The organism is Dokdonella sp. (assembly GCF_041395345.1).
Taxonomy (GTDB): domain Bacteria; phylum Pseudomonadota; class Gammaproteobacteria; order Xanthomonadales; family Rhodanobacteraceae; genus Dokdonella.
The window spans coordinates 37,175-62,346 of record NZ_JAWLAR010000018.1; the positions used below are offsets into that span (position 1 = coordinate 37,175).

Below are 25,172 nucleotides of genomic sequence, written 5' to 3' on the forward strand. Positions count from 1 at the left end.
CGCGTTGCCGCTTCCAGTCATTCGCGATCATTTCGCGCAGTGTAACCGAGTCACTGGCAAATGGACTTCAATACTGTGGCGCACGGACGCGCAACGGCATGTCCAGTTGCAGGATCGAATTCTTGTCGAGATTGTTCCAGCGAAGCAGCTGGGCAAGCTTGACGCCATGGCGACGTGCAATGGCTGACAGGGTGTCGCCTTGCCTGACCACGTATGTCGCGGGATTCCCGTCGACTTCCCTACCCTGGCCGGGAACGAGTAACCGGGTGCCGCTTGCAGCGAGGGAATCCGGGGCAAGGCCGTTGGCAGAAGCCAGGGCCTGGACGCTCAGACCGAAAGAGCCTGCAAGGGAATCCAGTGTTTCCCCCGGCGCCATGCGATGCGAGTGCCAGTCCGCTAGCAGGCTCTTCGGAAGCAGAACAACGTTCCTTTCAAATTCCGTCATTCGCGTAGCGGGTACGAGCAGGCTGCTGACAGGGCCGATTTGCCCGGGGGAAGCCGTATGTGCGGCATTGAACCTGCGCAGTGCATCGAACGACATGCCCAGCAAGTTTGCAGCCACGCGCATGTCGATCGGTGCTTCCGGGGTGAGCTGCACGAGGAAGTCGTCTTCTTCAGGGGCCGGAAGATCTGCGTCGAATTCTTCGGGTTGCTGGACGATACATGCCATTGCGAGCAGACGGCTGAGGTGCTGAAGAGTGGTCTTGCTGAGATTCAGTTGACTGAGCTCCATGGCATCCAGTTCAGCTATCGAGCGGTTGCCGAGTTGCCGCTTGACCCGAAACTCGCCCGCATTGAATGCCATGGTCGCCAGTCGCCAGTCGCCGAACTCGCGGTCGTAGCGTTCGATGAGATCCAGTGCCACCCGGGTCGATTCGATTGCGTCGAGCCTCTGGTCGTAGTCCTTGCCGATATGAAGCCCGCGGGCGGAGGCGGTCCGGCCCATCAATTGCCACATGCCTGCGGGTCCGCGCCCCTTGGCCGGCAGTGGTCGGTAGCCGCTCTCCACATAGGGCAGGAGCGCGAATTCGCCTGGAAGGTTGCGCCTCTCCAGTTCATCGACCACGAGCAACAGAAATGGCATGGCGTTCCGCAGTGAGCGGGTGAAAATGGCGCCCGACCGCGTATACGACCTGGCTTCCTTGAGAACCGCACTGCTGTGGTTGCAGCTGTCGAGCGCGAATCGGCTGCGCAATCGCGGCCAGGGTGAGAGGTCAGCGATAAGCGCTCTTTCGGGAGGGGCAGGCTGCACTTGTACGGCTGTTGCCGGAGGCTCTGCAATCACCTCTGCTTCGGCCTCGACCGGGGGCGGAGCCTGACGATGTTTTGGAGCCGCGCACGCGGCGAGCACAAGGCACAGGATAACCGATGCGTGCAGGCACGCGATCCGGATCCCGGTAAAACTCATGCGCGAAAGGAATCCTTGAGGGCACGCAACGCTGCGAAGCGTGCCACACGATCGCCATGCGTCGACGTTTTCTGGCCAAGCCCCGCTATGACGCTGTCGGCATCGATGCGCAGGAACGGATTGCAGGCCAGTTCCTCCGATAGGAGCGAAGGCACGCTGGATTGTCCCGATGCGCGCAGTCTTCGAACTTGCTCCATTCTGCTCAACAGGGAAGGATTCCCGGGCTCGATGGTGCATGCAAATGCGCAATTGGCTTGCGTGTATTCGTGTCCGCAGCAGACTCGAGTCTCTCCGGGCAGCCTTGCCAGCTTGTCCAGTGAGCTGAGCATCTGCTCAGGCGTGCCTTCGAACAGGCGCCCGCAGCCCACGCTGAAAAGGGTGTCGCCGCTGAACAGCAGGCCATTGCCGTGATAGGCAACATGACTGAGGGTGTGTCCAGGTACGGCAATGACTTCAAATGCGCATGCGGGCGCCTCCATGACGACACGGTCGCCATCGCCAACGCGATGGGTGGCCTGTTCGATGCGGGGATCCGCCGGCGCGTACACGCCTGTCTGGCCCAGCTTCAGCAACTCCGGTACGCCACCGACATGATCGGGGTGGTGGTGGGTAAGAAGAATCGCCCGCAGACGAAGTTTCTCGCGTGCCAGAACTTCGATCACTGGGCCAGCTTCTCCCGGATCCACCACGAGCGCATTGCCCATCGTATCGGCGAGCAGCCAGATGTAGTTGTCATTCAGTGCCGGTATCGGCTGCAGCCGCAAATTGCTCATGGGTGAACTATAGCCGCGGCATGGGTGGGCCGGGCAAGTGCATGTCCAGCAGCATTCGCAATCGAACTGCCCGGATGCCGGTCCCTTCCATCCATCGCGACGCGTTCACTCGGGCATGCTGTCCAGCCGTGCTTCGCGCGCGGAAGTGCGGAACAACCAGTGTCCTGTTCGATTCTCGCACATGCCCGCGATCGCTCCGCGCCAGCCCGGAACGGATGATCCTCTGCGCCCCTGATGTAAACTCCGAGTCCAGGCAAGAACAGCATTTGCAGGACCCCATTCTTCGTGCAGCACGAATCCATGCAGTTTTTCGAACTCGCCCAGATGCGCAGCCTCCTGTCCCAGGAATGGAGCTTCGCGAGCGAGCTGGCCCGCAAGGCCCCATCCGGGTCCGCTGTCTCGCTTGCTCCCTCCGCGATGGCCGAAGAAGCCGGGATTCGCAGCCATCCTTCAATGATTCGCCTGCATTTCGGAGAGGGCTGCCTGCGGGGTGATCTGCGCTGCCAGCCTGACGCCCTGCCGATCGAAAGCGACAGCATCCAGCTGCTGATTGCACGTCACGTGCTTGACCTGCTGGATCCGGACAGCGGGGTTGAGCAGGAACTGGCACGCGTGCTCGCGCCGGGCGGAACCCTTTGCGTTTTCGGCATGAACGCGCTGAGTCCCTGGCGAATCTGGACCGCGCTCGGTGCGCGAGATGCATCTCCAAGGCCTCGAATGCGCAGTCTTGGTCGCGTCCAGCGCGTGTTCACCAGAGCAAGCTTGCGGCCCGTCAAACGCGGATTTCTCGGCGGTGCCTGGCCAGCAGTTGCCGCAGATGCGGCCAATGTCGGATGTGGTGGCCGCCTCGATGGGGCGTGGATTCTGGTGCTGACCAAGCAGCGCTCCGAGGTTCGCGTGATTCCACTGCGGCGACGTGCGAGTGGCATGGCGCTGGGCCGCGGACTGGTCCAGATGCCAAGCCGGCGCGCCTGTCTGTGAGCGCAGTCGAGTTGTTCACCGATGGAGCGTGTCTGGGCAATCCGGGGCCGGGCGGCTGGGCTGCCCTGTTGCGCCATGCCGGGCGCGAACGGGAGTTGCACGGGGGTGCAGCCCACACGACCAACAACCGCATGGAACTGTTTGCCGTGATAGCCGGACTCGAGGCGCTGCGCAAGCCGTGCACGGTGACCCTGACCACTGATTCGCAATATGTGATGCGGGGAATCAGGGAGTGGATGCCTCGCTGGATCGCCAGGGGCTGGCGCACGGTCGGCGGTGACCCGGTCAAGAACCGCGACCTTTGGGAGCGCCTGGTTGAAGCCTTGAAGCCGCACGCGGTCGAATGGCATTGGGTACGCGGGCACGCTGGCCACGCGGAAAACGAGCGCGTCGACCAGCTCGCGCGCCGCGCAGCGGAAGCCGTGCGCGACAGTCAGGAGGAGGCCTTGTGAGACAAGTCGTCCTCGATACGGAAACGACCGGGCTCGAAGTCAAGAAGGGGCATCGGGTCATCGAGATCGGCTGCGTCGAGTTGCTCGAACGAAGACCCAGCGGGCGCACCTTTCACACATTTCTCAATCCAGACCGCGCCATCGACGAGGGCGCGCGTGCGGTCCATGGCATCGACGACGCCTTTCTGCACGACAAGCCGCGTTTCCGCGACATTGCCAACGAATTTCTCGAGTTTGTCGCCGGAGCGGAAATCATTGCCCACAACGCCGGCTTTGACGAGGGTTTTCTCGACGCGGAATTGCGACTCGCCGGGCCGGAGTTCGGCAGACTGGCTGATCGCTCACGCGTGCTTGATTCCCTGCAACTGGCCAGGGAGAGATTTCCCGGTCAGCAAAACAGTCTGAATGCCTTGTGCAAGCGATTGGGCGTCGACAATCGCCATCGGGAATTGCACGGGGCGTTGATCGACGCCCACCTGCTTGCAGATGTCTATCTGGCGATGACGGCGGGGCAGGGTGATCTGGGACTGGCGGTCGAAATGGTCGAGCAGCCGCAACGCGCCGTGACGACGGGCCCTCTGGCGGGCGACGGCCTCTGCGTACTGCGCGCCAACGAGGCGGAACTGTCTGCCCATGCCCGTCGTATCGAGGCCATTGATGCGGCCAGCAAGGGCGCTTGCGTGTGGAAAATTCCGGGGTAGGATTTGCCCGGGCGGGTTGTGCCGGATCCGTCGGAACGAACCCAGGAAGTCCCGTGCAGAAGGGGGGCAATCCAGCAAATCCGCTGGATAACGGGCATCGGATCGGGTGCCGGATGGATGCACCTTCGTGGGAACTGTCGGCGATGTGGTGCATAATCGATGCGGGGATGATGGCCCGATCGTGAGTCCAACCGGATAGCCACGGGGAGAAAAGCTATGAATCGTTGCAGTACTGCCTTGATCGCCATGCTGATGCTGGCGCTGTTTCCGGCTTTCGTGATCGCAGCGCCGTCGGCGGTCAGTGCGATCGAATCCCACAAGCACATGGGCGTGGCCAGTTGCAGCAACAGTGTCTGCCACGGCGCCTCGCAGCCGTTTCGCGATTCGAACGTGCTGCAGAATGAGTTCGCGATCTGGCAGGAATTCGACCCGCATGCCAAGGCCTGGCAGACCCTCGGAAGCGATGCGTCGAAAGCCATCGCCCGCAATCTCGGCATTGGTGACCCGGCTACCGCAAAGGTCTGCATTGATTGCCATGCCGACTCGATTCCAGAGTCCATGCAGGGCGATCGCTTCCAGCTCTCCGATGGCGTCGGTTGCGAATCCTGCCATGGCGGATCCGAGCTCTGGCTGAACGCCCACGCCGATCGCAGCGTCTCGCACGCGGACAACGTCAAGAACGGTCTCTATCCCACCGATCAGCCCATCGCACGCGCACGTCTGTGCCTCTCCTGCCATATGGGCACGCCGGACCGAATGATTACCCACCGCATCATGGGCGCCGGTCATCCAAGACTTTCCTTCGAGCTGGATACGTTTACCTGGCTCAATCCGCACTACAAGATCGGCGAGGCCTGGGTCGCTCGCAAGGGTGAATGGAATGGCGTGCGCGACTGGGCCGTCGGCCAGGGCGTTGCCTCGGAAAACCTGCTCGATATCCTGACCGACCCCAAGGCAGGCTGGAAAGGAATATTCCCGGAGCTGGTGCTGTTCGACTGCCATGCCTGCCACAAGTTGATGTCCGGCAGGAAATGGGGGCCGCGCCAGGGGACCGGTCTGGGGCCGGGCGTGGTTCGCCTGAATGACGCCAATGCCCTGATGTTCCGCCACGTGCTTGCGCCGGTCGACAAGGCTGCGGCGGCACGGATCCTCGAGCAGACGCGGGCCCTGCACAAGGCAACCACGCAGAGCCAGGATGCCACTCTGGCGGCTGCCCGACGCTTGCGTGCAAGCATCACCGAACTGCTGCCGGCCGTGGCCGCGTTCGACTACGGTCCGGATAGCCTTGATGCGATCCTGGCCAGTATCGAAGCGGATGCCAAGCGTGGCGAGTATCGCGACTACGCGTCGGCCGAACAGGTCGCGATGGCGGCACAGTCGGTCGTCGTGGCTTTCGAGAACGATGGTCAGATCAATGCCGACCAGGCTGCCCTGCTGCGCAGTCGACTCGATGACCTGTATGCCACGATCAAGGACGAGAACGCCTGGTCAGTGCAGCGTTTCAACACGGCACTGTCCGCGCTTCGTGCAGCGGCCCCCTGAGCCGCCCGGCACGCAGCTGGCGGCGATTGTTGTTAGGGAGAACCTTCAGAACCGCTGATTCAGGCCTGGCCTGAATCAGCGGTTGCGGACGAGGATGACGGTAACGTTGTCAGATCCGCCGCCGTCCAGCGCGGCAAGGATCAACTGGTCGACGCATTCCTGGGCCGAGAGTTCCTGGCGGGCCATCAACGCCGCGATTTCGGCGTCGCCCACTTCTTCCGTCAGGCCGTCGCTGCAGAGCAGGATCTGCATGCCGGCATTGAACTCGCCGCGCACCAGTTCCACGCGCAGGGATTGCGGGTCGGTCACTCCGAGTGCCTGGGTTACGACGTTGCGATGCGGGTGGTTGCGAGCCTGCTCGATGGTTATCGCCCCCTGGTCGATCAACTCCTGGACGTAGGAGTGATCCTGGGAAATCTGCTTGAGCGCGCCGTTCCAGAGATAGATGCGGCTGTCGCCGACCCATGCGATTTCGAACTCGTTGTCGCCGACAAGGCGCATTGCCGCGATGGTTGTTCCCATCGGCAAGGCTTCGCTGCGACGATTCGAGTGCCGGATGATCTCCTCGTCGGCAAGCTGTACTGCGCGAACCAGGGGCGTGCCCTTGTTGATTTCGGCGATCAGGGTATCGCGCGCAATCGCGCTGGCGACCTCCCCATGCTCATGTCCGCCCATGCCGTCGGCAACCAGCCATACGCCCATGTCGGCATCGGCATAGTAGGTATCTTCGTTGTGCTCGCGGCGCAAGCCGACGTGCGAACTGTGGCCGAATTCGATCATGCGCGGTCGACGAGCCTGTCTGGATGGTCCCTTTGGATTTTCACCTGTGCAACCTTCCCCTGTTGAGGTTGTCGTTTGACAGGCATGATGCCGCGCCGGTCATGCCGGGCGCAAGCTTGGGAATCCACAGATTTGGTGCCGAAGGCGAGAATCGAACTCGCACTCTGTCGCCAGAACCGGATTTTGAGTCCGGCGCGTCTACCAGTTCCGCCACTTCGGCGCGGGGGCGCGGAGTATACGACAGAACGACACCCCGGATTCAAGTGTGCTGCCTCAATGCGTTCTGTCCAGGGAAAGCTTGCGCTGATCGCGATCGTACCAGTTGTCCCTGACCTGACGAAATACCGAACAGGAAGTCATCGAGCCGCGATAGATGTGCAGGGACACGGCGACCGCGTCGTCGCTTGGATTGCGGATCGTGTGGTATTCATGTGGCGGAATCAGGCTGCCGGCGGATCCCGGCCCGGCCAGCATGGTGCCTCTGGACTCGAATCGATACAGATCGTTGTCGCGTTCGACGAGCTCGTAGGGAGTGACCTCGATCTGGCCGTGCCAGACGCCTTCGACGCACCACATGCCCGAATGGTCGTGAATCGAGGTGCCCTGTCCGGGGCCCCACGTCATTGCGATGACGGAATAGCCGAGGTCCTCGCTGCTGTAGATCTCGCGGCGTGCGTAGTGATCGGCTTCCGCTTCGTACACGCATTTCGGCAGACTGACGGAATCGTCATGCATGAGCCGGCACAGCGTCTGCCGCAGCGCATCGGTGATGGCTGTCGTGCAGTCCTTGCGAATGGCGTTGTCGAGCGCATCGACGAGCCTGCGCGAACCGGGGAAATCAAGTGCAAGCATGGTCCAGCATTCTCCTCACGAGTTTCGACAGCCGGCTTTTCCCGCAAGCCAGCCACCTTCGGTCCGCCGATTCTACAGCGATGCCATGAACGGCGCGATTTTCCCGCCAAAACCGTCGATGTCGACGAGGAAGGCATCGTGTCCCTGCGGGCTGTCCAGGGCAACGAACTCGACATCTGCGCCACCGGCGCGCAAGCCTTCGGCAATTTCCTCCTGTTGCGAGAGGGGAAACAGGATGTCGGTGCTGACACCGATGACAAGGGCGCGTTCCAGTCTGATATTGGCCAGAGCGGATCGTGCATTGCCCTGTCCGTGCTCGCTGATGTCGAACCAGTCGCTGGCCCGTGACAGATACAGGTAGCAGTTCGGATCGAAGCTGCGCACGAATCGGCGAGCATGCGCGGCCAGATACGACTCGACCTGGAACTCGACGGCGAAGGGTTCGTCCTCGCGCTCATCGGAGTCGAGCCGAATTCGCGCGAATCGGCCTACCCATTCCATTGCCGAGCGATAGGTGATCACGCCCAGCTTGCGCGCAATGCTCATGCCGGTTTCCGGGTAGTTTTCGTCGTCGTAGTTGCCCAGGTTCCAATGCGGATCGAGCCGTATCGCTTCGCGCTGCAAGGAACGGATGGCGATCGCGAACGGTTGCGCCTGTGGAGCGGTCGAGATACTCACATGAGCTCGGACGCTGCCCGGATGCAGCGACAGATAGGCGAGTGCGGTCATGCCACCCATGGAGTTCCCGATCAGACAGGCCAGTCGTTCGATGCCGAGGCCACGCACGAGTTCATGGGCCGCGATGGCCGCGTCCTCAAGGCTGAGTTTGGGAAAGTCGATGCGGTAGGTGGCCCCTGTTTCCGGATTGACCGATGCCGGTCCCGTGGATCCCTTGCAGCTCCCCAGCGTATTCACGCAGATGACATGCCAGCGCCTCGTGTCGATGGGTTTCCCGGGTCCGAGCATCTCCTCCCACCAGCCTGGCGTCTGATCCTCGGCGCTGGATGCTGCATGAGCGCTCGGCGACAACCCGGTAAGGATCAGCACCGCATTGTCGCGCTGCGCCGACAGGGTTCCCCAGGTCTCGTAGGCCAGTTGTGCACCTTGCAGTACTCCACCGCGCTTCATCGTGAAGTCTGGACTGAGTTTGAAGTATTGGCGCGCGTCGGACATGTCGATTCAGGGGCTGCGGAGTTCCCGGATCAGGGAACGATGCTGTTGATGACCAGGTCGATCGGTGCCTTGCGATTGACGTCGATGCTCTCGGACAGTACCTGCAAGTCACCGCTTTGCGCGATGGCATTGCCGCTGGCGGAAATTCTGGCCCCGATGATGACTTTTGGAAACATGGACAGCTTCATGGAGGGCAGCATGCCCATGGAATCGTCCAGGGTCACGGTCGCTGGCAGGCTGCTGGCCGAAAGACGCTGGATCGCTAGTGGCATTGGCGGTCCGCTTTCCGCCCGTGCAAACACGAACAGGGTCGCGCCGGGCTCGAGCCTGTCCTTCAGCTTCTCGTCCAGACTGACCTCGACGGTGAGCAGCGGGCCGTCACCCGTTGCAGGCGCCGTCGGCTCGGGAGCGTCGGTGACCGCATTGGCAGGCGAGGAATCCAGGCCTTCCGCTGCAGGAATTGCACCGCCCAGTTGCTGTGCTTCGGCGATCTGCGCACGCACACTGCGGGCAATGTCGCTTTCCGGAGGCAAGGCCGGCAGCAGGCGATTCCAGGCCCGGATCGCGGCATCATAGTCGGCTGCCTGGTAGTCACTGATGCCGATCAGCCAGAGTGCGCGCTGGTGGTCCGGGTCGGCTTCGAGTACGCCTTCGATGAGCTGCCGGGATTGCCCCGCGATGCGTCGTCCTTCGCCGGACAAGGCCAGGGCCTGTGCATATTCGACGGTCAGGTCGGGATTGTCCGGCTCGAGGTCGAATGCTTTTTTCAGCGCATCGCGTGATTCGGCAAACTTGCCCATGGCCTGGTAAGCCCGGCCGAGCAATGCCCAGCCTTCGGCGTTGTCGGGATTGGCTTCCAGTTTTGCCACGAGCCCGGCAATGGCCTGGTCCATTTCGATGCCCTGGGTGGCCGCGGCGTTTGCCATGCCAGCCGGCGCGGCACTGCTGCCCGGCGCGAGGTTGGCCGGGTCCAGTGCGGCGGACTCGCCATTGAACTGGTAGAGAAGGATGGCGGCCGCCGGCAGCAACAGGGCGACCAGCAGCGAGGCAAGCTTCGCCGGACGTCGATTCAACACTGGGGCCGAAGACGTGCCGCCAGTCGCCAGTCCGGCAAGCTTGGCCTTGTACTCCTCGTCGCTGATCACGCCGGCGGCGAGGGCCTCCCTGAGCGCCTTGAGCCGTCTTGGGTCGCTGCCGCCGCTCGAGTCCTGTTGTCCGCGATGCCGCAGCAGAGGCATCAGGCAGAAGGCAAGCGCAACGACGAGCATCGCCGCTGCCAGAATCACGAATAGCGCCATCACCAGTCATCCTCGGGGGTCGTTCCTGCCTGAACCTGTGCCGGTGCCGAAGCGCGGCGTCTGACAATCAGCACGACTGCAGCCAGTCCGCCCAGAAACACGATCAGGGGGCCAAACCAGAGCAGGAAGGTGCCGCCGCGCAAAGGCGGGTTGTAGAGGACGAAATCACTGTATCGCGCGGTCAGGTACTGCTTGATCTCGTCGTCGCTCTTGCCCTGGCGCATTTGATCGAAGACTTCCTGGCGCAGATCCCGGGCAAGATCGGCGCTGGAATCGGCCAGGCTTTCATTCTGACAGACCAGGCAGCGCAACTGTCGCGCAAGATTCTGGAATCGCTGTTCCTCCGCACGATTCTCGAATGGAAGCGCGTCAATCGCGAAGGCGGCGTTTGACAGCAGCAGGGTCAAGCCGAACGCGAGCATGCAGACGTGACGTTTCCATGCACATGCAGTCATTGGCCATTCCCCTTCATTGCTTCCAGCCTCGGTCTGATTTCGAACGCGAGGATTTCCGGAGTGATCGCGCCGATGCGCTTGTATCGAATCACGCCGGTGGCATCGACCAGGAAGGATTCGGGAGCGCCGTATACACCGAAATCGATTGCCACACGTCCGTCCCGATCCGCGACGATCACGCTGTAAGGATTGCCGAAGCGCGCCAGCCAGCGCTTTGCGTCATCGGCTTCGTCCTTGTAGTTGAATCCGACGATGGGAATGCCCAGTCGCCTGGCTTCCTGCATCAGCAGGGGATGCTCGTCGAGACAGGCAAAACACCAGCTCGCGAACACATTGAGCAGATAGGGCTGGCCAAGCAGATCCTTGCCGGTCAAGCGCTTGTCGGGCTCCATCAGCAGTGGCAGATCGAAGGCCGGAGCCGGTTTGTCGATCAGTGGCGATGGCACCTCGTTCATGCGGTTGCTGCGCATCCATGAAATGCCTGCGGCAAGCAGGACCACGAGCAGGGCAAAACCGGCCAGCGGAAGGAATCGCGTATTCATGCACCGGCCTCGACAGAATCGCCCGGTGCCTGCTTCGATGACGGGGCAGGCGCCGGCCCCGGCTTGTCGGCCTTGACCAGCACCCGGAAGCGACGATCGGTGGCGGCCACGAAACCGCCCAGCATCATCAGGATGGCGCCGAGCCAGATCCAGCGAATGAAGGGCTTCAGATAGACGCGAACGGACCAGGCGCCACTCTCGCCCAGCGGTTCACCCAGGGCCACGTAGAGATCGCGGGTAAAGCCGGGATCGATGTCCGATTCGGTCTGGATTTGCGTGGTTTTCGTGTACTGACGTTTCTGCGGATGCAGCACCGCGACTGTCGAGCCTGCGCGGGTAATCGTGATCGTGCCCTGATCAGCCACGAAATTCGGCCCATTGACGCGCTCTACACCGTCGAAGCGGAATGTGTAGTCGCCGAGGACGGCCGTCTCACCCTGGTCCAGTCGCACGTCTTTCTCGATGCTGGTGCCTTCCGTGATGAGCACGCCGGCGAGAAAGACCGCGAAGCCGAAATGGGCGAAGACCATGCCCAGCATTTCCGGATTGAAGCGACGCCCCTTTGGCGCGTTACGCCAGCGCATCAGCGCAAAGGCAAGTATGCCGAGACCGACCCAGAAGGATGCGGAGACGCCAATGAAGGCCTTGATGGATAGCCGGTCGGTCAAGAGCCAGGTCAGTGCGCACGCAACAACGGCAAGTGCAAGGGGTGCGCGCAGGCTGCGTGCGGAATTTCCGAGGTCGCCGCGACTCCATTTCAGCAATGGACCGAATGGAATCAGCAGGACGACCGGCGCCATGAGCAGCACGAACATGAAGCCGAAATAGGGTGGCCCAACCGATATCCGGCCCAGGTCGAAGGCCTCGCCGATCAGCGGGTACAAGGTGCCAAGCAGGACCATGGCAGCCGCGCAGGTGAACAGCAGGTTGTTGGCCAGCAGCAAGGTCTCGCGCGAAACCGCTGCGAACGGTTCGCCACCCGAGACTTTGGGTGCGCGCAATGCGTATATCAGCAGGGAACTGCCGACCGTGGCAGCAAGGAACGCAAGAATGAACAGGCCGCGTTCGGGATCGCTGGCGAACGAGTGTACCGAGGTCAGTACGCCGGAGCGGACCAGGAATGTTCCGAGCAGGGAAAGCGAAAACGCGAAGATGGCCAGCAACAATGTCCAGGCGCGGAAGCTCCCGCGCTTCTCGGTGACCGCCTGAGAATGAATCAGTGCAGTACCGACCAGCCATGGCATGAACGACGCGTTTTCGACCGGATCCCAGAACCACCAGCCACCCCATCCCAGTTCGTAGTAGGCCCACCAGCTACCGAGCGCGATGCCCAGCGTCAATACGCCCCAGGCAGCGTTGGTCCAGGGCCTCGACCAGCGCACCCATTGCTGGTCCAGTTTTCCACCGAGCAGAGCCGCGATGGCGAAGGCAAACGCAACCGAAAAGCCGACGTAGCCCATGTAGAGCATCGGTGGATGGACAATCAGGCCAAAATCCTGAAGTACGGGATTGAGATCATTGCCATCGACCAGCGCGGGCAGATGGCGCGCAAACGGATTGGAAGTGAGCACGGTGAACAGCAGGAATCCCAGGCTGACGAATCCGAGTACGCCCATGACGCGTGCCATGAAGTCCTCGGGCAAGCGGCGACTGGTGACCGCAACGGCCATGGTCCACAGATTGAGGATAAGGATCCACAGCAGCAAGGAACCCTCGTGGGCGCCCCATACGGCGGAAAACCGGTAGTACCACGGCAGTTGCAGGTTCGAGTTCTGTGCCACGTAGGCGACCGAGAAATCCTGGGTCAGAAACGCGTAGGTCAGTACCGCAAACGCAATGACAACAAAGACAAACTGCCCGGTCGCGGTCGGACGCGCCACTGCCATCAGGGCCCGGTTGCCGAGATGCGCACCCAGAAGCGGCAGGATGAACTGCACCGCGCTGAGCAGCAGGGCCAGGATAAGAGCGAATTGTCCGAGTTCTGGGAGCATTGCGGGGCCTGGACTGAGGTGGACGGTGGTCACTTCCCCCCGATGCGCCGAGGGGGGGGAGAATCAGGGTGTCGGTTTATCGGCCGACTCGGGAACGTCGTGCTTGCGATGCGCATTTTCCATGGCTTCGGCCACATCGCGCGGAATGTAGTTCTCATCGTGCTTGGCCAGGACCTCGCTGGCAACGAAGGTGTCGCCCTGCATCGATCCGGTTGCAATGACGGACTGCCTTTCACGAAACAGATCCGGCAGGATGCCCTCATATTCGACGCGCATGTCGCCATCACCATCGGTGACGACAAATGCAACCGTCAGCGATTGCCCGCGCTCGACGGAGTTTTCCTTGACCATGCCGCCAATGCGGATTCGTGCATTCGCAGGCACCTTGCCGGCGAGGATCTCGCTCGGCGTGTACAGGTAGGTCATGTTCTGCTGCAGGGCGAAAACGGTCAGCACGGTCGCAATGCCGACCGCGAGCAGGATCAGGGCAACCAGGATCAACCTGCGTTTGCGGGTGGGGGTCATGGCGCTTTCTCCTGGCGATTCTTCTGGCGTCGGTAACGCCCCTGCAGATGGGCGATGGTCTTGCGGTAGCGAAGCCGCGGCGCAACGTAGTCGATCAGAAGGGCGAAAACGAAGATCGCAAACGAAGACCACACATAGGCGCCATAGCCGCCCATCGCGAAAATCTCATTCATGGCCGGCTCCGGTCTTCATGGCGATCTCGCGCGCCCAATCCTTGCCGGCTTCGAGTTCGAGCGTGCTCGATCGTGCACGCGCCAGAACACTGGCGAAGAACCACAGATGCGCGGCGAGGGCCATCAAGAGCAGCGGCCAGAGCATGCTCGAATCGATTCGTGACGGGCCGAGCAGGCGCACGGTAGATCCCTGGTGCAGGGTGTTCCACCAGCTCACCGAGAAGTGCACGATCGGCACATTGACGATACCGACAAGTGCAAGGAACCCCGCAGCTCTTGCTGCCTGCCGGCGGTCTTCGATCGCGTTGTAGAGGCCGATCACTCCGAGGAAGAGAAAGAGCAGGACGAGCTCCGAAGTCAGGCGCGCATCCCAGGTCCACCAGGTGCCCCACATGGGCTTGCCCCAGATCGACCCGGTTGCCAGCGTGATGGCCGTGAATATCGCGCCGATCGGGGCGCTCGCCATGGCCAGGACTTCGGAAATCTTGATTCGCCAGACCAGCGCGATGAAGGCATTGACGGCCATGAAAACGTAGGCGAACAGACTCATCCACGCGCACGGAACATGGACGAAGATGATCCGGTAGGCGTCGCTCTGCTGGTAATCCGCCGGGGCCACGAAGAGTCCGCCATACATGGCGAGCAAGCCGCCAAGCACCGCCAGCCCGTAAAGCCACGGCATGAGCAGCCCGGCGAGGCGATGGAAGATCGGTGGAGATCCGAATTTGTGAAACCAGAGCGTCAGCGTGTTCATCAGGAAATCGAGATCCGCAGGGCGGCAGCACAGGCCAGCGGTGCGAGCACCATGGACAGCACCAGGGCTGCGCCCAACCACAGAAGTGGAGCCAGATATGGCAGGCCAGCCTGCGCTGCGTCGCACGCGCCAGCCGCGAAAATCAGCACTGGCACATACAGCGGCAGGACGAGCAGAGCCAGAAGCATACCAGAGCGCCGCATGCCTACCGTGAGCGCCACGCAGACCGCGCCAAGCAAGCTCAACAGCGGCGTGGCCAGGGCCAGTGAAGTGATCAGCACAGGCAATACCTGAGGCGGCAGGAACAGCATCTCCGCGAGCAGCGGGGCGACCAGGATCAGGGGCAGGGCGGTCGTCAGCCAGTGCACGAAGATCTTGCTGGCCAGCAGCAAGGGAAGAGGATGCGGGGACAGGACAATCTGCTCGAGCGTGCCGTCTTCCTGGTCGCCCCGGAACAGGCCATCGAGGGCGAGCAGTCCGGCCAGCAGGATGGCGACGAACACGATCCCGGCCGCAATGCGGGCGAGCTGATTCGGCTCCGGCCCCAGGGCCAGCGGGAACATCACCACAACAATCAGAGCGAACAGGGTGGGATTCAGGGCATCGCCGCGTCGCCGCCAGGTCAGCAGCAGGTCGCGCCGGATCAGGGCCCGGCAGGCAGAGCCCGTCGTTCCGTATCTCATGCGGGCGGCCTCAGTGGCAGTCGCCGCGGTGTTCCGGAGGTGAACGCATAAGCCCCGTGTGAAGTCACCAGGGCCGCGCCGCCGCGCCTTGCCTGCGCGTCGAGCAGCCGGTTGACCAGGTCGATGCCCTCCCTGTCGAGATTCGCGTAGGGCTCATCCAGCAACCACAAGGCAGCCGGTACCAGCAGAAGCCGGGCCAGACCCACGCGCTTTTTCTGCCCCGCCGAAAGCATCCTCGTAGGCACATCCTCATAGCCTTCGAGACCGACACTGCTCAAGGCGAGGCGCGTTGTAATGCCGCCACGCAGGCCGAACACGCCAATCGCAAAATCGAGATTTTCCAATGGACTGAGATCGGATTTCAGCCCGGGCAGATGACCGAGCAGTGCGACCTGGTGCGAAAGACGAGCCAGGGTCAGGGCTTCGCCATTCAGTCGAATCGAGCCCATGCTCGGATCAAGCAGACCCGACAGAACCTTGAGCAGGGTCGTCTTGCCCGAGCCATTGTCGCCTTCCACCAGGACGACTTCGCCCGCGCGCAGGCTGAAATCCAGCGGTCCGAATATCGGCTCGTCATTGCGCGTGTAAGCCAGTCCTCTGGCCTCCAGCAACGGGATCGAATTGTCGGTCTCGGCTTTGGTCATTATTGGCCAGGGGTATCCGGCGCGCATCAGCCTGATGGCCAATGCGGGTCCGATCGGAACGCGAATTGTAATGGACATTGCCGGTCAGGGCGGCCTTGTGCGACAACAGCTTCCGATGTCCGGCATGACTGGCCAGCCGGATTTCCCGAGGCGGTTCTCGCCGATTGCGACCGAGGTCTGCGATGATCGGGACCCTAGATCAACTTCCGAGTGGACCCTGTGGCCGACTTTTCAACCGCGCCAATGATGCTGGCCCTTGCTGCGGGCCTGATCGTCGGCGCTGCCATCGTGGCCCTGCTGTCCCGCCGCTGGGTACGCAAGGCCGCCGAAGAAGCCAGCCTGCGCCGAGAACCGGAAATTTCCTCGCTTCGCGAACAGCGCGATGCCAGTGAGCGTCAGGTCGTCGATCTGCACCGGCAGATGGAGCGCGCCCAGCAGGAACGAAGCACGCTGCAGCTGCGGCTCAGTGAGGTCGGCGAGCAAGCCGCCGAGCGGCGCTCCGAGGTTGAACTTCAATCGCGTCAGCTTGGCGAGCTTCAGGCGCGTCTCGATTCGACCATGAGCCAGCTGCTGGCGATGAGCAGCGAGCACTCCGCGCTCAAGGCGAGCTCGCGCGAACAGGCCGAATCGGCCAGGGAGAAGCTGGCCCTGCTCGACCAGGCGGAGCAGCGTCTGCGCGAGTCGTTCCAGAATCTGGCCAATCAGATCCTCGACGCCAAGGCCGAGCGTTTCAAGGAGCAGAACGCCGAACATCTTGGCGGTTTGCTCGATCCGCTCAAGATCCAGCTCAAGGAGTTTCGCGAAGCGGTCACCCAGACCCATGCCAATGAACAGCGCGAGCGCGGCATGCTGGTGCAGGAAATCCGCTCCCTCAAGGACCTGAACCAGCAGATCAGCCAGGACGCAGTCAACCTGACCCGGGCGCTCAAGGGCGACACGCGTGCGCAGGGCGCCTGGGGCGAGATGGTTCTGGAGCGTGTTCTGGAGGCTTCCGGCCTGCAGGCCGGGCGCGAGTACGACACCCAGGGGAGTTTCGAAGGTGCCGACGGCACGCGCCAGCGCCCCGATGTCATCGTGCACCTGCCCGAGGAAAAGGACGTCATCATCGACGCCAAGGTCTCGCTGGTGGCCTGGGAGCGCTCGGTTGCCGTTGATGATGAAGCCGAACGCCAGGCAGCGCTTCGCGATCACCTGATTTCAGTACGCCGTCATATCGACGGCCTTGCCGGCAGGAACTACAGCGACATTCCAGGCATGCGCACGCTCGACTTCGTGCTCCTTTTCGTTCCGGTCGAAGCAGCCTTCATCGAAGCCGTGCGTGCCGACGGCGGCCTCTACAGCTACGCACTGGAGCGCAAGATTTCGCTGGTCAGTCCAAGCACCCTGCTGGCGACCCTGCGCACCGTCGCCTATCTGTGGAGGATCGAGAGTCGCAACAACAATGCAATCGAGATCGCTCGGCGCGCGGCCAACCTGCATGACAACTTCGTCACCCTCGTCAATGAACTCGAGGTACTGGGTTCGCAACTGGACAAGGCGCAGGGTGCGCATGCCAGCGTGGTCAGGCGTCTGACCGAAGGCGGCAAGGGCAGCGTGATCCTGCAGGTGAAAAGCCTCGCCGACATGGGCGCACCGGCCAAGAAATCCCTGCCATCGCGTCTCATCGAATCGGCGGGATTCGACGAGGACGATTCGGCTGAAGGCGAGCCGATCGATGATCAGCAGCACTGAGCCACTCGATGGGAATTGAAGGGGCTGCCACGCGCGAACACGCAGGCAGCGGCCCTTCAGCGCTGCTGGCGCATCGCGTTCAGATCCTCGAGAAACTGTTCGCTGTCCCGCGGCGAGATCATCAATGACTTGCCGTTGCCGTATTCGATCCTGAGCCGGTCCAGCGACAGTGCAGGACTGGACAGAGGATTGCGCGTGGGCTCGACCTGCCGGATCTCCCTGACTGGAATCGACCAGCGGAATGGTCCGCAGCGGATCTTGAGGTGCTCCCGATCAAGCACGTAGTCGGTGCCAAGCAGCAACCAGGCAGGAAGCAGCACTCCCAGCACTACGTTGAGGACGACGATCCAGGGTGACAGTCGGCCATCGACGGCGCCAGCGACGATCACGCCAGCGATGCTGAGCGCCATCGCGGAAACAAGGATCACCAGCAGCCAGGTATCAATCTTTGAACGATAGCGTCTGGCCATTGCCGTCTCCGCGGGTCGTGATCAGTCCGTCACTTCGCCTGGTTTTCGGCGGCCAATTTGCTATGCCGGAAACCGTAGAGAAAATAGATCGCGAATCCGAACAGCGTCCATCCGACCATCAGCAGCCAGTTGTGCAGGTTCATGCTCGAAAGCAGGATCACGCAACTGGCGACACCGGCCAGACAGATCAGCGGTGCGAACGGAATGCGGAACGGGCGCGGTAAATCGGGTTGCGTGCGACGCAAGATCATTACACCCGCACAGACCGCAGCAAATGCAATCAGGGTTCCCATCGAAGTCAGGTCACCGAGCACATCGAGCGGAAACACGGCCGCCAGGAAGGCGATGCTGACGCCCGTGATCACGGTGTTGATGTGCGGCGTGCGGTAGTTCGGATGAATCTTCGTGAATACCGGCGGCAGCAGGCCATCCCGGCCCATGATCATGAAGATGCGCGGTTGAGCGATGACCATGACCAGAACCACGGAGGCAAGGCCAAGGATCGCGCCGATCTCAACCAGCACGCGCAGACTGCTCAGCTCCGGATGACTGGCGACGGCAGTGACCACAGGCTCATCCGTACCGAGCAGGTGGAAGGGGGTGAGGCCGGTCATGACCAGGGCCATGCCGATATACAACACGGTGCAGATCGCAAGTGAAGCGAGCATGCCGATCGGCATGTCGCGCTTGGGATTGTGCGATTCCTGGGCCGCCACCGAGACCGCTTCGAAACCGATATAGGCAAAGAACACCATCGAGGCGCCGCGCAGCACGCCTTCCCAGCCATATTTGCCGGGAGCGACATTTTCGGGAATGAAGGGGTGCCAGTTTGAGGTATCTACGTAGAAGCCTCCCCAGACGATGACCAGCACGATCAGGGCCACCTTGAGAATGACCATGGCCATGTTGACGCCGGACGACTTGCGGATTCCGACGTAGCACAGCCAGGTCAGCAGCAGGACCAGAATGGCTGCAGGAATATTCGCGATCGCGCCGGTCGGATTCAGCTTGTCGTCCAGCGGCGCGCTTGCCAATGCCGCTGGTACGTATATGTCGAAGTGGCTCAGGAAGCTCAGAAAGTAGCCGGTCCAGCTGACCGCAACCGCCGAAGCAGACACGCCATATTCGAGCACCAGCATCCAGCCAATGAACCATGCGGCCATTTCACCGAGAGTCGCGTAGGCGTAGGAATAGGCGCTTCCCGAAACCGGCACCATCGCCGCGAATTCGGCGTAGGCCAGGGCGCAAAACGTGCAGCAGATTGCCGCGAAGATGAAGGACAGGATGATCGCCGGCCCGGCATGTTCAGCCGCCGCGACGCCCGTGATGACGAAGATGCCGCCACCAATGACTGCTCCGATACCGAGTGCGGTCAGTCCCCAGGGGCCCAGTGTCTTTACCAGGCTCAGGCCTTCCGCATCGGTGTGCGCCGCATGCGGATGCTTTGTGGCGAGGAGTTGGTTGGCCATCATGATTCCTGTTCAATGCGAGGTTCGATGACGCAACGGGTTCGCGCGTCAGGCCCAAATGACAAGGCCGGCACGCGAGTGCCGGCCCCGGAATTGCTCAGCCCTGTCGGCGCAAGCGGCTATGCCGATAGCCGTAGAGACCGTAGATCACGAATCCGATGAAGGTCCATCCGGTCATCACAACCCAGTTTTCCGCAAACGGCTGCCAGAACAGGTAGAGGCAGGTAAGCACGCCGAGTGGGCAGATGATGATTGCGAACGGCACGCGGAAGGGGCGCGGCAGGTTGGGCTGGGTCTTGCGCAGGATCAGCACGCCGGCCGATACCGTCGCGAAGGCCAGCAGGGTTCCCATCGAAACAAGATCGCCAAGGAAGCTGATCGGCAGGAAGCCGGCAAGCAGTGCGGCAACCACGCCGACAAAGATCGTGCCCACGTGCGGTGTATGGTGTTTCGGATGCACCTTGGCAAACATCTTCGGGATCAGACCGTCCTGTGCCATGGAGAAGAAGATGCGTGGCTGACCCATGAGCATGACCAGGATCACAGAGCTCAGTCCGGCAATCGCGCCGAGCTCGACGATGTGCTTGAGCCATGTCAGTGCGGGATAGGCTTCAAGCGCGGTTGCTACCGGCTTCGGCGTGCCGAGCAGACCATACGGCATCATGCCGGTCAGCACGGCTGAAACGATGATGTAGACGACGGTACAAATCGCGAGCGAGCCGAGGATGCCTATCGGCATGTCGCGTTGCGGATTCTTCGCTTCGCCGGCTGCAGTCGAGACCGCATCGAATCCTATGTAGGCGAAAAATACCACCGCGGCACCGCGCACGATGCCGTCATAGCCGAACCTGCCCGGGCCTTCGTTTTCCGGAATGAACGGCACCCAGTTGTCCGGATTGACGTATTGAATGCTGAAGGCGACAAACATCAGGATGACGACCACCTTGATCGTGACGATGACGGCATTGGCGACAGCCGATTGCTTGATGCCGTAGTAGCCGATGGTCGCGACGGCAGCGACGATGGCGACTGCGGGCAGATTGAAAAAGCCGCCCGTGTGAACCAGCTTGCCATCGACAACGTTGAGTGGAGCGGTCGCAAGCGAAGCGGGCAGGGCCATGCCGAAGCTGCCGAGGAAGCTGTTGAAGTAACTCGACCAGCCTACTGCAACGGTCGACGCAGCGAACAGATATTCGAGTACCAGGTTCCAGCCGATGAACCAGGCAACGATCTCGCCGAGCGTCGCATAGGAGTAGGAGTAGGCGCTTCCGGAGACGGGCAGCAAGGCCGCAAACTCGGCGTAGCAGAGTCCGGCAAAGGCGCAGGCGACGCCAGCGAAGACGAAACTGAGGACGATGGCCGGGCCTGCGTGTGCAGCGGCTGCGTGGCCGGTCAGAACGAAAATGCCCGCACCAATGACTGCGCCAATGCCCAGCAACACCAGTTGGGTTGCCGTCAGCGTTCGCTTGAGCGAGGCCTCGCCCTGCAGTGACCCCTCAACCGGTTCGCCGGCATCCACATGTGGCGAAGGCTCCACCGGCTTCGTGACAAAAAGTCCCACTGACATTGAATTCTCCCCGGAAGTGTTGCGGAACGGCGTTGAAGCCGGCTTGTTGGATGCCGGTAGCCTGCACCAGCGGCTCCGTACGATGCCAAACGGCGCTGGCGAGCACAAGCGGCATCAGTGTCTTCCGCCCTGCGACTGGAAATCTTGTGCAGTGCAGCTTGGGGCTGGCGCCTGCATCAGCGCGGGGAATGGAGAATCGGGTATGGGGAAGCATTGGAGCGTGGTCGCAAGAGTCGCACGCCGCACGGAGTTTGCGCAGTCGGTGAGAGCCAGCGCCGCCGACTCTCCATGGCCTGTTCCCGGTTTTCGACCCTCAGGCCCTTCCGCCAAACTCTCCAGTCAGTGTGCTGACATGGATCTTTTCGCCAGTGCGGACGTACTCGGGCACCTGGATCTCGATGCCGGTCGAGAGTCTGGCCGGCTTGGAGCGCTTGGTCGCGGTGGCACCCTTCATTTCCGGAGCGGTTTCGACGACTTCAAGAATCACCGAAGAGGGCAGCTGAACCGCGACGGGCACGTCATCGATGATCTGCACGAAGCAACCCTCGATGCCATCGACGATGTAGCCGGCGGCATCACCGACGACGTCGGCGTCGAGGGTGTACTGGGTGTAGTCCTCGCTGTCCATGAACACGAACGCCTCGCCATCCTTGTAGGAATAGCTGACCGGGCGACGCGTCACCTCCGTTTCCTTGATCTCGTCGTCGGAGCGAAGCGAAAGATCGCATTTCACGCCGCCAGGGACGCTGTACATGATGAATCGAAACGTGACATTGCCGCTGCGGCCCTGCGCCGAGCTGCGCTCGATATCACGGATCTGGTAGACCTTGCCGTCGTGTTCGACAACATTGCCGCGCTTTGCATCGGAAGCTTTCATGGTGAAGGGCCGGGAATGGAGAATGGGGAATAGGGAATGGGTAGTGCATGAGCGGCGGGATTCGGGGTAGAGGCCGGAGGCTGGATCTGAGGTGGAGTGCTGTTCCGATTCTCCATTCTCTATTCCCCATTCCCTCTTACTTGGGTGCCAACCGCACCGCGCCGTCAAGGCGAATCGTTTCGCCATTCAGATAGCGGTTGCCGAGGATGCTGCCTACAAGTTCGGCGAATTCGGCGGAAGTGCCGAGACGGGACGGGAACGGGATCGAGGCGCTGAGCGATTCCTGCACGGCCGGCGGCATGCCGTCGACCATCGGAGTCCAGAAAATGCCCGGCGCAATCGTCATCACGCGAATGCCGAAACGGGCCAGTTCGCGCGCCATCGGCAAGGTCATTCCGACCACGCCCCCCTTCGATGCCGAATAGGCCGCCTGGCCAATCTGGCCGTCGAATGCGGCAACCGAGGCGGTGTGGATGATGACGCCACGCTCGCCATCTTCACCGGCTTCGTTGTTCTGCATGATTTCGGCTGCTGCCTTGGCCACGTTGAACGAGCCAACCAGGTTGACCATCACGGTGCCGGCAAAATTCTTCAGCGGCATCGCGCCTTCTCTGCCCAGCATGCGTCCGGCGCCGAGGATGCCGGCGCAATTGACGGCGACGTTCAGTCCGCCCAGAAATTCGCTCGCGGCGGCGACGTTGGCGCGGACGCCATCCTCATTCGTCACGTCGGTACGCAAGAACGTGGCCTTGCCGCTGCCAAGTCGGGCAACGGCCTCGGCACCCTTGTCGTCGTTGACGTCAAACAGGGCCACCTTGCCGCCACCGGCGACCAGGAACTCTGCGACGCTCAGGCCCAGCCCCGAAACTCCTCCGGTGATGATGGCTCTGCTATCGGTGATTTTCATGAATTCTCCGTGCCGCGACGGGCTGCCGGTTGCGCAAAGGCGCGCATTCTACAACGTCAGGCGGCTTTCGAAGTGTCGTTCGCTGCCGCTGATCGGGTCAATGAACGCGAGGCTGCGGGCCAGCAGTTTCAGCGGTCGGTCGAAATCATCCGCCACCTCGGGACTCAGCTCGGGGTAAACCGGGTCGTTGATGATGGGCGCACCCAGCGCGGCCATGTGCACGCGCAACTGGTGCTTGCGACCGGTTACCGGAGACAGCTCATAGCGCCAGCAATGCGGAAGCTTCTCGGTGACATCGACGAAGGTCTCGCTGTTGGGCGGGCCCGCCGACTCCTGCATGCGAAAAAACGGTTCGCTGCGGACAATGCAGCTGCGCCGGATGAGCGGGAACTCCAGCTCCGGCAAGGGCGCGGCCAATGCCTCGTAGCGCTTTTCGATGCGGCGATCCCTGAACAACGACTGGTATGCATTGCGACTGGCGGGGCGGACCGAGAACAGCACGAGCCCTGCGGTCGCGCGATCTATCCTGTGCAGCGGAACCAGGTCCCGGTGGCCGAGCTCGACGCCGAGTCTCCGCAGCAGCGTTTCGTCGACAAAACGGCCGGCGGGTTGTACTGCGAGGAAGTGCGGCTTGTCGGCGACGACCAGATCGTCGTCCGCGTGCAGGATGGTTGCCTCGAACGGCACACGCGTTTCATCGAGGACCTCCCGGAAGTAGTGCACCGTCATGCCGACGCGATACGGCGCGCTCACGGCCATTGTTCTTCCGTGGCCATCCTGCACGCGTCCACGCTCGAATCGATCCAGCCAGCGCGTGCGCGATATGCCGGGGAATCGCTCGCACAGGAAATCGGCAACAGTCGCCCATTGACCGGGAGGAAGCTGGACCCTGCTTGGCGCTTCGTTCAGGGAAACATCGGGAATATCCTTCATGCTCAGCACGCTATCATGCGTCGGCATGACAATCAGGATCCCGGACAAGCATGTTTCAGGAAGTGGCATCTGCCGTAGCCAGTGAATTTTCCGATGTGCCGGACCTCGCCGAGCTGACTCGTCTTGGTGTCCGGCTGCTGCTGGCAGCAGCGCTGGGCGCGGCCCTTGGCTACGACCGTGAAGTGAAGGGCAAGGCGGCAGGCATCAAGACGCACATCCTGGTTGCTGTGGGTTCGGCCATCTTCATGATCATTCCGTTGCAGATAGGCGTGGAAGTGGGCGACCTGACCCGAGTCATGCAGGGCATGGTGACCGGGGTCGGCTTTCTTGGCGCGGGGACCATCCTGAAAGGTTCCAGCGAAGACAACGTCAAGGGACTGACGACAGCCGCCGGCTTGTGGATGACTTCGGCCATTGGCATGACTGCGGGTCTGGGTCAGGAACTTTCAGCTGTGTTGTGTACCGTGCTTGCTCTGGTTGTCTTCTCGCTGATCCCGCGCCTGATGCGTTTGCTCGGCAAGAGCTGAGCAACTCGAACCGGAGAACACCTGATGCGCCACCAGCTACTCAACCTTCGCCATGTGCCAGACGACGAGGCCCGCGAAGTGCGCGAACTGCTGGATGCCAACCAGATTCCGTTCTACGAAACCGAGCCCAATCGCTGGGGAATCTCCGCGGGTGCCATCTGGATCGCGGACGACCAGGATGCACTGAAGGCCAGGGAACTGATGGCTGACTACCAGGCCGGGCGCAGGACTCGCGCCCGAGCCGAACGGGAAGCCGCGCGCCTTGAGGGAACCGTGGAAACGTTCTGGTTGCAGGCGCGAAGGCAGCCATTGCGCCTGATCATGATCCTGATCGGCATCGTATTCCTTGTCGCCCTGAGCCTCTGGCCGCTGCTGCTGGCGGGTAGCCGGTAGCGAAAACCGTGCAATCGGCAGCAACGGGCTGCCGATCTGCAATGCCCGGGTTCAGACGCCGCCAATGAAATCCTGCTTGCCCAGGGCAACTCCGCCATGGCGGAGAATGTCGTAGGCCGTTGCGGTATGGAAAAACAGGTTCGGAAGGACGAAATGCAGCAGGTAGGGCAGGCCGGTGAAATGCATTTCATTTCCGCCAATAGTGAGGGTAATGGCCTTTTCCTCGCTGCCGTCGATCTGTTCGGGCTTGATCGACTTCAGAAACGCAAGCGTCTTTTCGATGCGTGCCTGCAATTGCTCGAAACTCGTTTCCGTGTCCTCGTGAACCGGGCGCTCTAGCCCGGCCAGGCGCGCGCCGCCGCCGTTGGCCAGATCCGTGGCGATCTGCACCTGACGCGTCAACGCGAACATGTTCGGGTACAGGCGCATGGCCAGCAACACGGAGGGATCGATCTTGTGCTGTTCGGCATGGTCGGCAGCCTTCTTCAGGATGCCGGACAGATTGGCAAGCGCTCGGGCAAAGACGGGGATGGAAGCCTGGTACATCGAAATGCTCATGATTGTTTCCATG

28 protein-coding genes and 1 tRNA gene are annotated in these 25,172 nt (G+C 61.9%); 7 read left to right on the forward strand and 22 right to left on the reverse strand.

Annotation, left to right across the window (positions count from 1 at the left end; all coding sequences use genetic code 11):
• Positions 1–67: 67 nt before the first annotated feature.
• Together R3F00_RS15155 and gloB are read right to left on the reverse strand one after the other, a co-directional pair.
• Positions 68–1,084, reverse strand: coding sequence for a LysM peptidoglycan-binding domain-containing protein (locus tag R3F00_RS15155; RefSeq protein ID WP_371282638.1), 1,017 nt, complete (start codon positions 1,082–1,084; stop codon positions 68–70).
• Between the two features lie 320 nt (positions 1,085–1,404).
• Complete coding sequence (gene gloB, locus R3F00_RS15160; protein WP_371282639.1) at positions 1,405–2,181, reverse strand: hydroxyacylglutathione hydrolase; 777 nt, start codon at positions 2,179–2,181, stop codon at positions 1,405–1,407.
• Positions 2,182–2,481: 300 nt separating this feature from the next.
• Here gloB and R3F00_RS15165 point away from each other — a divergent pair, with 300 nt between their 5' ends.
• From R3F00_RS15165 to R3F00_RS15180, 4 genes are all read left to right on the forward strand, one after another.
• The gene (locus tag R3F00_RS15165) at positions 2,482–3,162 is read left to right on the forward strand and encodes a class I SAM-dependent methyltransferase (RefSeq protein WP_371282640.1); all 681 of its coding nucleotides are present in this window, start codon (positions 2,482–2,484) and stop codon (positions 3,160–3,162) included.
• A complete protein-coding gene (gene rnhA, locus R3F00_RS15170; protein WP_371282641.1) occupies positions 3,159–3,614 on the forward strand; it encodes a ribonuclease HI in 456 nt (151 codons plus the stop codon). Before R3F00_RS15165 ends, rnhA begins: the two co-directional genes overlap by 4 nt.
• Positions 3,611–4,315, forward strand: coding sequence for a DNA polymerase III subunit epsilon (dnaQ, locus tag R3F00_RS15175; RefSeq protein WP_371282642.1), 705 nt, complete (start codon positions 3,611–3,613; stop codon positions 4,313–4,315). The genes rnhA and dnaQ overlap by 4 nt, the downstream gene beginning before the upstream one ends.
• 216 nt (positions 4,316–4,531) lie before the next feature.
• Complete coding sequence (locus tag R3F00_RS15180; protein WP_371282643.1) at positions 4,532–5,857, forward strand: multiheme c-type cytochrome; 1,326 nt, start codon at positions 4,532–4,534, stop codon at positions 5,855–5,857.
• Between the two features lie 75 nt (positions 5,858–5,932).
• Here the strand turns inward: R3F00_RS15180 and R3F00_RS15185 are convergent, their stop codons facing one another.
• The 13 genes from R3F00_RS15185 to ccmA form a co-directional block, all read right to left on the reverse strand.
• Positions 5,933–6,637, reverse strand: coding sequence for a PP2C family serine/threonine-protein phosphatase (locus tag R3F00_RS15185; RefSeq protein WP_371282644.1), 705 nt, complete (start codon positions 6,635–6,637; stop codon positions 5,933–5,935).
• 133 nt (positions 6,638–6,770) lie between these two features.
• Positions 6,771–6,857 (reverse strand) — tRNA-Leu (locus R3F00_RS15190).
• Positions 6,858–6,910: 53 nt separating this feature from the next.
• Complete coding sequence (locus tag R3F00_RS15195; RefSeq protein WP_371282645.1) at positions 6,911–7,489, reverse strand: cysteine dioxygenase; 579 nt, start codon at positions 7,487–7,489, stop codon at positions 6,911–6,913.
• Between the two features lie 72 nt (positions 7,490–7,561).
• Positions 7,562–8,662 carry a homoserine O-acetyltransferase gene (locus tag R3F00_RS15200; RefSeq protein ID WP_371282646.1) on the reverse strand — a complete coding sequence of 367 codons (1,101 nt, stop codon included), beginning with the start codon at positions 8,660–8,662 and terminating at the stop codon, positions 7,562–7,564.
• A gap of 29 nt (positions 8,663–8,691) precedes the next feature.
• A complete protein-coding gene (gene ccmI, locus R3F00_RS15205; protein ID WP_371282694.1) occupies positions 8,692–9,960 on the reverse strand; it encodes a c-type cytochrome biogenesis protein CcmI in 1,269 nt (422 codons plus the stop codon).
• Positions 9,960–10,415: a cytochrome c-type biogenesis protein gene (locus R3F00_RS15210; protein WP_371282647.1), complete on the reverse strand. Its 456-nt coding sequence runs from the start codon at positions 10,413–10,415 to the stop codon at positions 9,960–9,962. The genes ccmI and R3F00_RS15210 overlap by 1 nt, the downstream gene beginning before the upstream one ends.
• Positions 10,412–10,957, reverse strand: coding sequence for a DsbE family thiol:disulfide interchange protein (locus R3F00_RS15215; protein WP_371282648.1), 546 nt, complete (start codon positions 10,955–10,957; stop codon positions 10,412–10,414). The genes R3F00_RS15210 and R3F00_RS15215 overlap by 4 nt, the downstream gene beginning before the upstream one ends.
• Positions 10,954–12,948, reverse strand: coding sequence for a heme lyase CcmF/NrfE family subunit (locus tag R3F00_RS15220; RefSeq protein WP_371282649.1), 1,995 nt, complete (start codon positions 12,946–12,948; stop codon positions 10,954–10,956). The genes R3F00_RS15215 and R3F00_RS15220 overlap by 4 nt, the downstream gene beginning before the upstream one ends.
• 63 nt (positions 12,949–13,011) lie before the next feature.
• The gene (gene ccmE, locus R3F00_RS15225) at positions 13,012–13,473 is read right to left on the reverse strand and encodes a cytochrome c maturation protein CcmE (protein WP_371282650.1); all 462 of its coding nucleotides are present in this window, start codon (positions 13,471–13,473) and stop codon (positions 13,012–13,014) included.
• Complete coding sequence (gene ccmD, locus R3F00_RS15230) at positions 13,470–13,646, reverse strand: heme exporter protein CcmD (protein WP_371282651.1); 177 nt, start codon at positions 13,644–13,646, stop codon at positions 13,470–13,472. The genes ccmE and ccmD overlap by 4 nt, the downstream gene beginning before the upstream one ends.
• Positions 13,639–14,400 carry a heme ABC transporter permease CcmC gene (gene ccmC / locus R3F00_RS15235; protein WP_371282652.1) on the reverse strand — a complete coding sequence of 254 codons (762 nt, stop codon included), beginning with the start codon at positions 14,398–14,400 and terminating at the stop codon, positions 13,639–13,641. The genes ccmD and ccmC overlap by 8 nt, the downstream gene beginning before the upstream one ends.
• Positions 14,400–15,083 (reverse strand): heme exporter protein CcmB, encoded by a 684-nt coding sequence (gene ccmB / locus R3F00_RS15240; protein WP_371282653.1) that lies wholly within the window; start codon positions 15,081–15,083, stop codon positions 14,400–14,402. Before ccmB ends, ccmC begins: the two co-directional genes overlap by 1 nt.
• Positions 15,080–15,727, reverse strand: coding sequence for a heme ABC exporter ATP-binding protein CcmA (gene ccmA / locus R3F00_RS15245; protein ID WP_371282654.1), 648 nt, complete (start codon positions 15,725–15,727; stop codon positions 15,080–15,082). The genes ccmB and ccmA overlap by 4 nt, the downstream gene beginning before the upstream one ends.
• A gap of 219 nt (positions 15,728–15,946) precedes the next feature.
• On the opposite strand from ccmA, the gene rmuC reads away from it, so the two are divergent.
• Entirely contained in the window at positions 15,947–17,458 is a 1,512-nt protein-coding gene (gene rmuC, locus R3F00_RS15250; RefSeq protein WP_371282655.1) for a DNA recombination protein RmuC, read from the forward strand.
• Positions 17,459–17,514: 56 nt separating this feature from the next.
• Here the strand turns inward: rmuC and R3F00_RS15255 are convergent, their stop codons facing one another.
• The 6 genes from R3F00_RS15255 to R3F00_RS15280 form a co-directional block, all read right to left on the reverse strand.
• A complete protein-coding gene (locus R3F00_RS15255) occupies positions 17,515–17,928 on the reverse strand; it encodes a PH domain-containing protein (protein WP_371282656.1) in 414 nt (137 codons plus the stop codon).
• A gap of 29 nt (positions 17,929–17,957) precedes the next feature.
• Positions 17,958–19,397, reverse strand: coding sequence for an amino acid permease (locus R3F00_RS15260; protein ID WP_371282657.1), 1,440 nt, complete (start codon positions 19,395–19,397; stop codon positions 17,958–17,960).
• Between the two features lie 97 nt (positions 19,398–19,494).
• Positions 19,495–20,964 carry an amino acid permease gene (locus R3F00_RS15265; protein WP_371282659.1) on the reverse strand — a complete coding sequence of 490 codons (1,470 nt, stop codon included), beginning with the start codon at positions 20,962–20,964 and terminating at the stop codon, positions 19,495–19,497.
• Positions 20,965–21,277: 313 nt separating this feature from the next.
• Positions 21,278–21,841 (reverse strand): elongation factor P-like protein YeiP, encoded by a 564-nt coding sequence (gene yeiP / locus R3F00_RS15270; RefSeq protein ID WP_371282661.1) that lies wholly within the window; start codon positions 21,839–21,841, stop codon positions 21,278–21,280.
• Between the two features lie 136 nt (positions 21,842–21,977).
• Positions 21,978–22,748, reverse strand: coding sequence for an SDR family NAD(P)-dependent oxidoreductase (locus R3F00_RS15275; protein WP_371282662.1), 771 nt, complete (start codon positions 22,746–22,748; stop codon positions 21,978–21,980).
• A 48-nt stretch (positions 22,749–22,796) separates the two neighbouring features.
• Entirely contained in the window at positions 22,797–23,681 is an 885-nt protein-coding gene (locus R3F00_RS15280; RefSeq protein WP_371282695.1) for a pseudouridine synthase, read from the reverse strand.
• 50 nt (positions 23,682–23,731) lie between these two features.
• On the opposite strand from R3F00_RS15280, the gene R3F00_RS15285 reads away from it, so the two are divergent.
• Positions 23,732–24,208: an MgtC/SapB family protein gene (locus R3F00_RS15285; protein WP_371282663.1), complete on the forward strand. Its 477-nt coding sequence runs from the start codon at positions 23,732–23,734 to the stop codon at positions 24,206–24,208.
• 24 nt (positions 24,209–24,232) lie between these two features.
• Positions 24,233–24,601, forward strand: a complete 369-nt coding sequence (locus tag R3F00_RS15290) for a DUF6164 family protein (RefSeq protein WP_371282664.1) — start codon at positions 24,233–24,235, stop codon at positions 24,599–24,601.
• 51 nt (positions 24,602–24,652) lie between these two features.
• Here R3F00_RS15290 and R3F00_RS15295 read toward each other — a convergent pair whose 3' ends face one another.
• On the reverse strand, positions 24,653–25,159 hold the full coding sequence (locus tag R3F00_RS15295) for a DUF1993 family protein (protein WP_371282665.1): 507 nt from the start codon (positions 25,157–25,159) through the stop codon (positions 24,653–24,655).
• Positions 25,160–25,172 lie beyond the last annotated feature (13 nt).

Bases quoted from the DNA above. Each gene is read 5' to 3' on its own strand.
- R3F00_RS15155 (WP_371282638.1), bottom strand. From the start codon at position 1,084: ATGCCATTTCTGTTGCTCGTGGTCGATGAACTGGAGAGGCGCAACCTT.
- gloB (WP_371282639.1), bottom strand. From the start codon at position 2,181: ATGAGCAATTTGCGGCTGCAGCCGATACCGGCACTGAATGACAACTAC.
- R3F00_RS15165 (WP_371282640.1), top strand. From the start codon at position 2,482: ATGCAGTTTTTCGAACTCGCCCAGATGCGCAGCCTCCTGTCCCAGGAA.
- R3F00_RS15180 (WP_371282643.1), top strand. From the start codon at position 4,532: ATGAATCGTTGCAGTACTGCCTTGATCGCCATGCTGATGCTGGCGCTG.
- R3F00_RS15185 (WP_371282644.1), bottom strand. From the start codon at position 6,637: ATGATCGAATTCGGCCACAGTTCGCACGTCGGCTTGCGCCGCGAGCAC.
- R3F00_RS15195 (WP_371282645.1), bottom strand. From the start codon at position 7,489: ATGCTTGCACTTGATTTCCCCGGTTCGCGCAGGCTCGTCGATGCGCTC.
- R3F00_RS15200 (WP_371282646.1), bottom strand. From the start codon at position 8,662: ATGTCCGACGCGCGCCAATACTTCAAACTCAGTCCAGACTTCACGATG.
- ccmI (WP_371282694.1), bottom strand. From the start codon at position 9,960: ATGGCGCTATTCGTGATTCTGGCAGCGGCGATGCTCGTCGTTGCGCTT.
- R3F00_RS15210 (WP_371282647.1), bottom strand. From the start codon at position 10,415: ATGACTGCATGTGCATGGAAACGTCACGTCTGCATGCTCGCGTTCGGC.
- R3F00_RS15215 (WP_371282648.1), bottom strand. From the start codon at position 10,957: ATGAATACGCGATTCCTTCCGCTGGCCGGTTTTGCCCTGCTCGTGGTC.
- R3F00_RS15220 (WP_371282649.1), bottom strand. From the start codon at position 12,948: ATGCTCCCAGAACTCGGACAATTCGCTCTTATCCTGGCCCTGCTGCTC.
- ccmE (WP_371282650.1), bottom strand. From the start codon at position 13,473: ATGACCCCCACCCGCAAACGCAGGTTGATCCTGGTTGCCCTGATCCTG.
- ccmD (WP_371282651.1), bottom strand. From the start codon at position 13,646: ATGAATGAGATTTTCGCGATGGGCGGCTATGGCGCCTATGTGTGGTCT.
- ccmC (WP_371282652.1), bottom strand. From the start codon at position 14,400: ATGAACACGCTGACGCTCTGGTTTCACAAATTCGGATCTCCACCGATC.
- ccmB (WP_371282653.1), bottom strand. From the start codon at position 15,083: ATGAGATACGGAACGACGGGCTCTGCCTGCCGGGCCCTGATCCGGCGC.
- ccmA (WP_371282654.1), bottom strand. From the start codon at position 15,727: ATGACCAAAGCCGAGACCGACAATTCGATCCCGTTGCTGGAGGCCAGA.
- R3F00_RS15255 (WP_371282656.1), bottom strand. From the start codon at position 17,928: ATGGCCAGACGCTATCGTTCAAAGATTGATACCTGGCTGCTGGTGATC.
- R3F00_RS15260 (WP_371282657.1), bottom strand. From the start codon at position 19,397: ATGGCCAACCAACTCCTCGCCACAAAGCATCCGCATGCGGCGCACACC.
- R3F00_RS15265 (WP_371282659.1), bottom strand. From the start codon at position 20,964: ATGTCAGTGGGACTTTTTGTCACGAAGCCGGTGGAGCCTTCGCCACAT.
- yeiP (WP_371282661.1), bottom strand. From the start codon at position 21,841: ATGAAAGCTTCCGATGCAAAGCGCGGCAATGTTGTCGAACACGACGGC.
- R3F00_RS15275 (WP_371282662.1), bottom strand. From the start codon at position 22,748: ATGAAAATCACCGATAGCAGAGCCATCATCACCGGAGGAGTTTCGGGG.
- R3F00_RS15280 (WP_371282695.1), bottom strand. From the start codon at position 23,681: ATGAAGGATATTCCCGATGTTTCCCTGAACGAAGCGCCAAGCAGGGTC.
- R3F00_RS15285 (WP_371282663.1), top strand. From the start codon at position 23,732: ATGTTTCAGGAAGTGGCATCTGCCGTAGCCAGTGAATTTTCCGATGTG.
- R3F00_RS15290 (WP_371282664.1), top strand. From the start codon at position 24,233: ATGCGCCACCAGCTACTCAACCTTCGCCATGTGCCAGACGACGAGGCC.
- R3F00_RS15295 (WP_371282665.1), bottom strand. From the start codon at position 25,159: ATGAGCATTTCGATGTACCAGGCTTCCATCCCCGTCTTTGCCCGAGCG.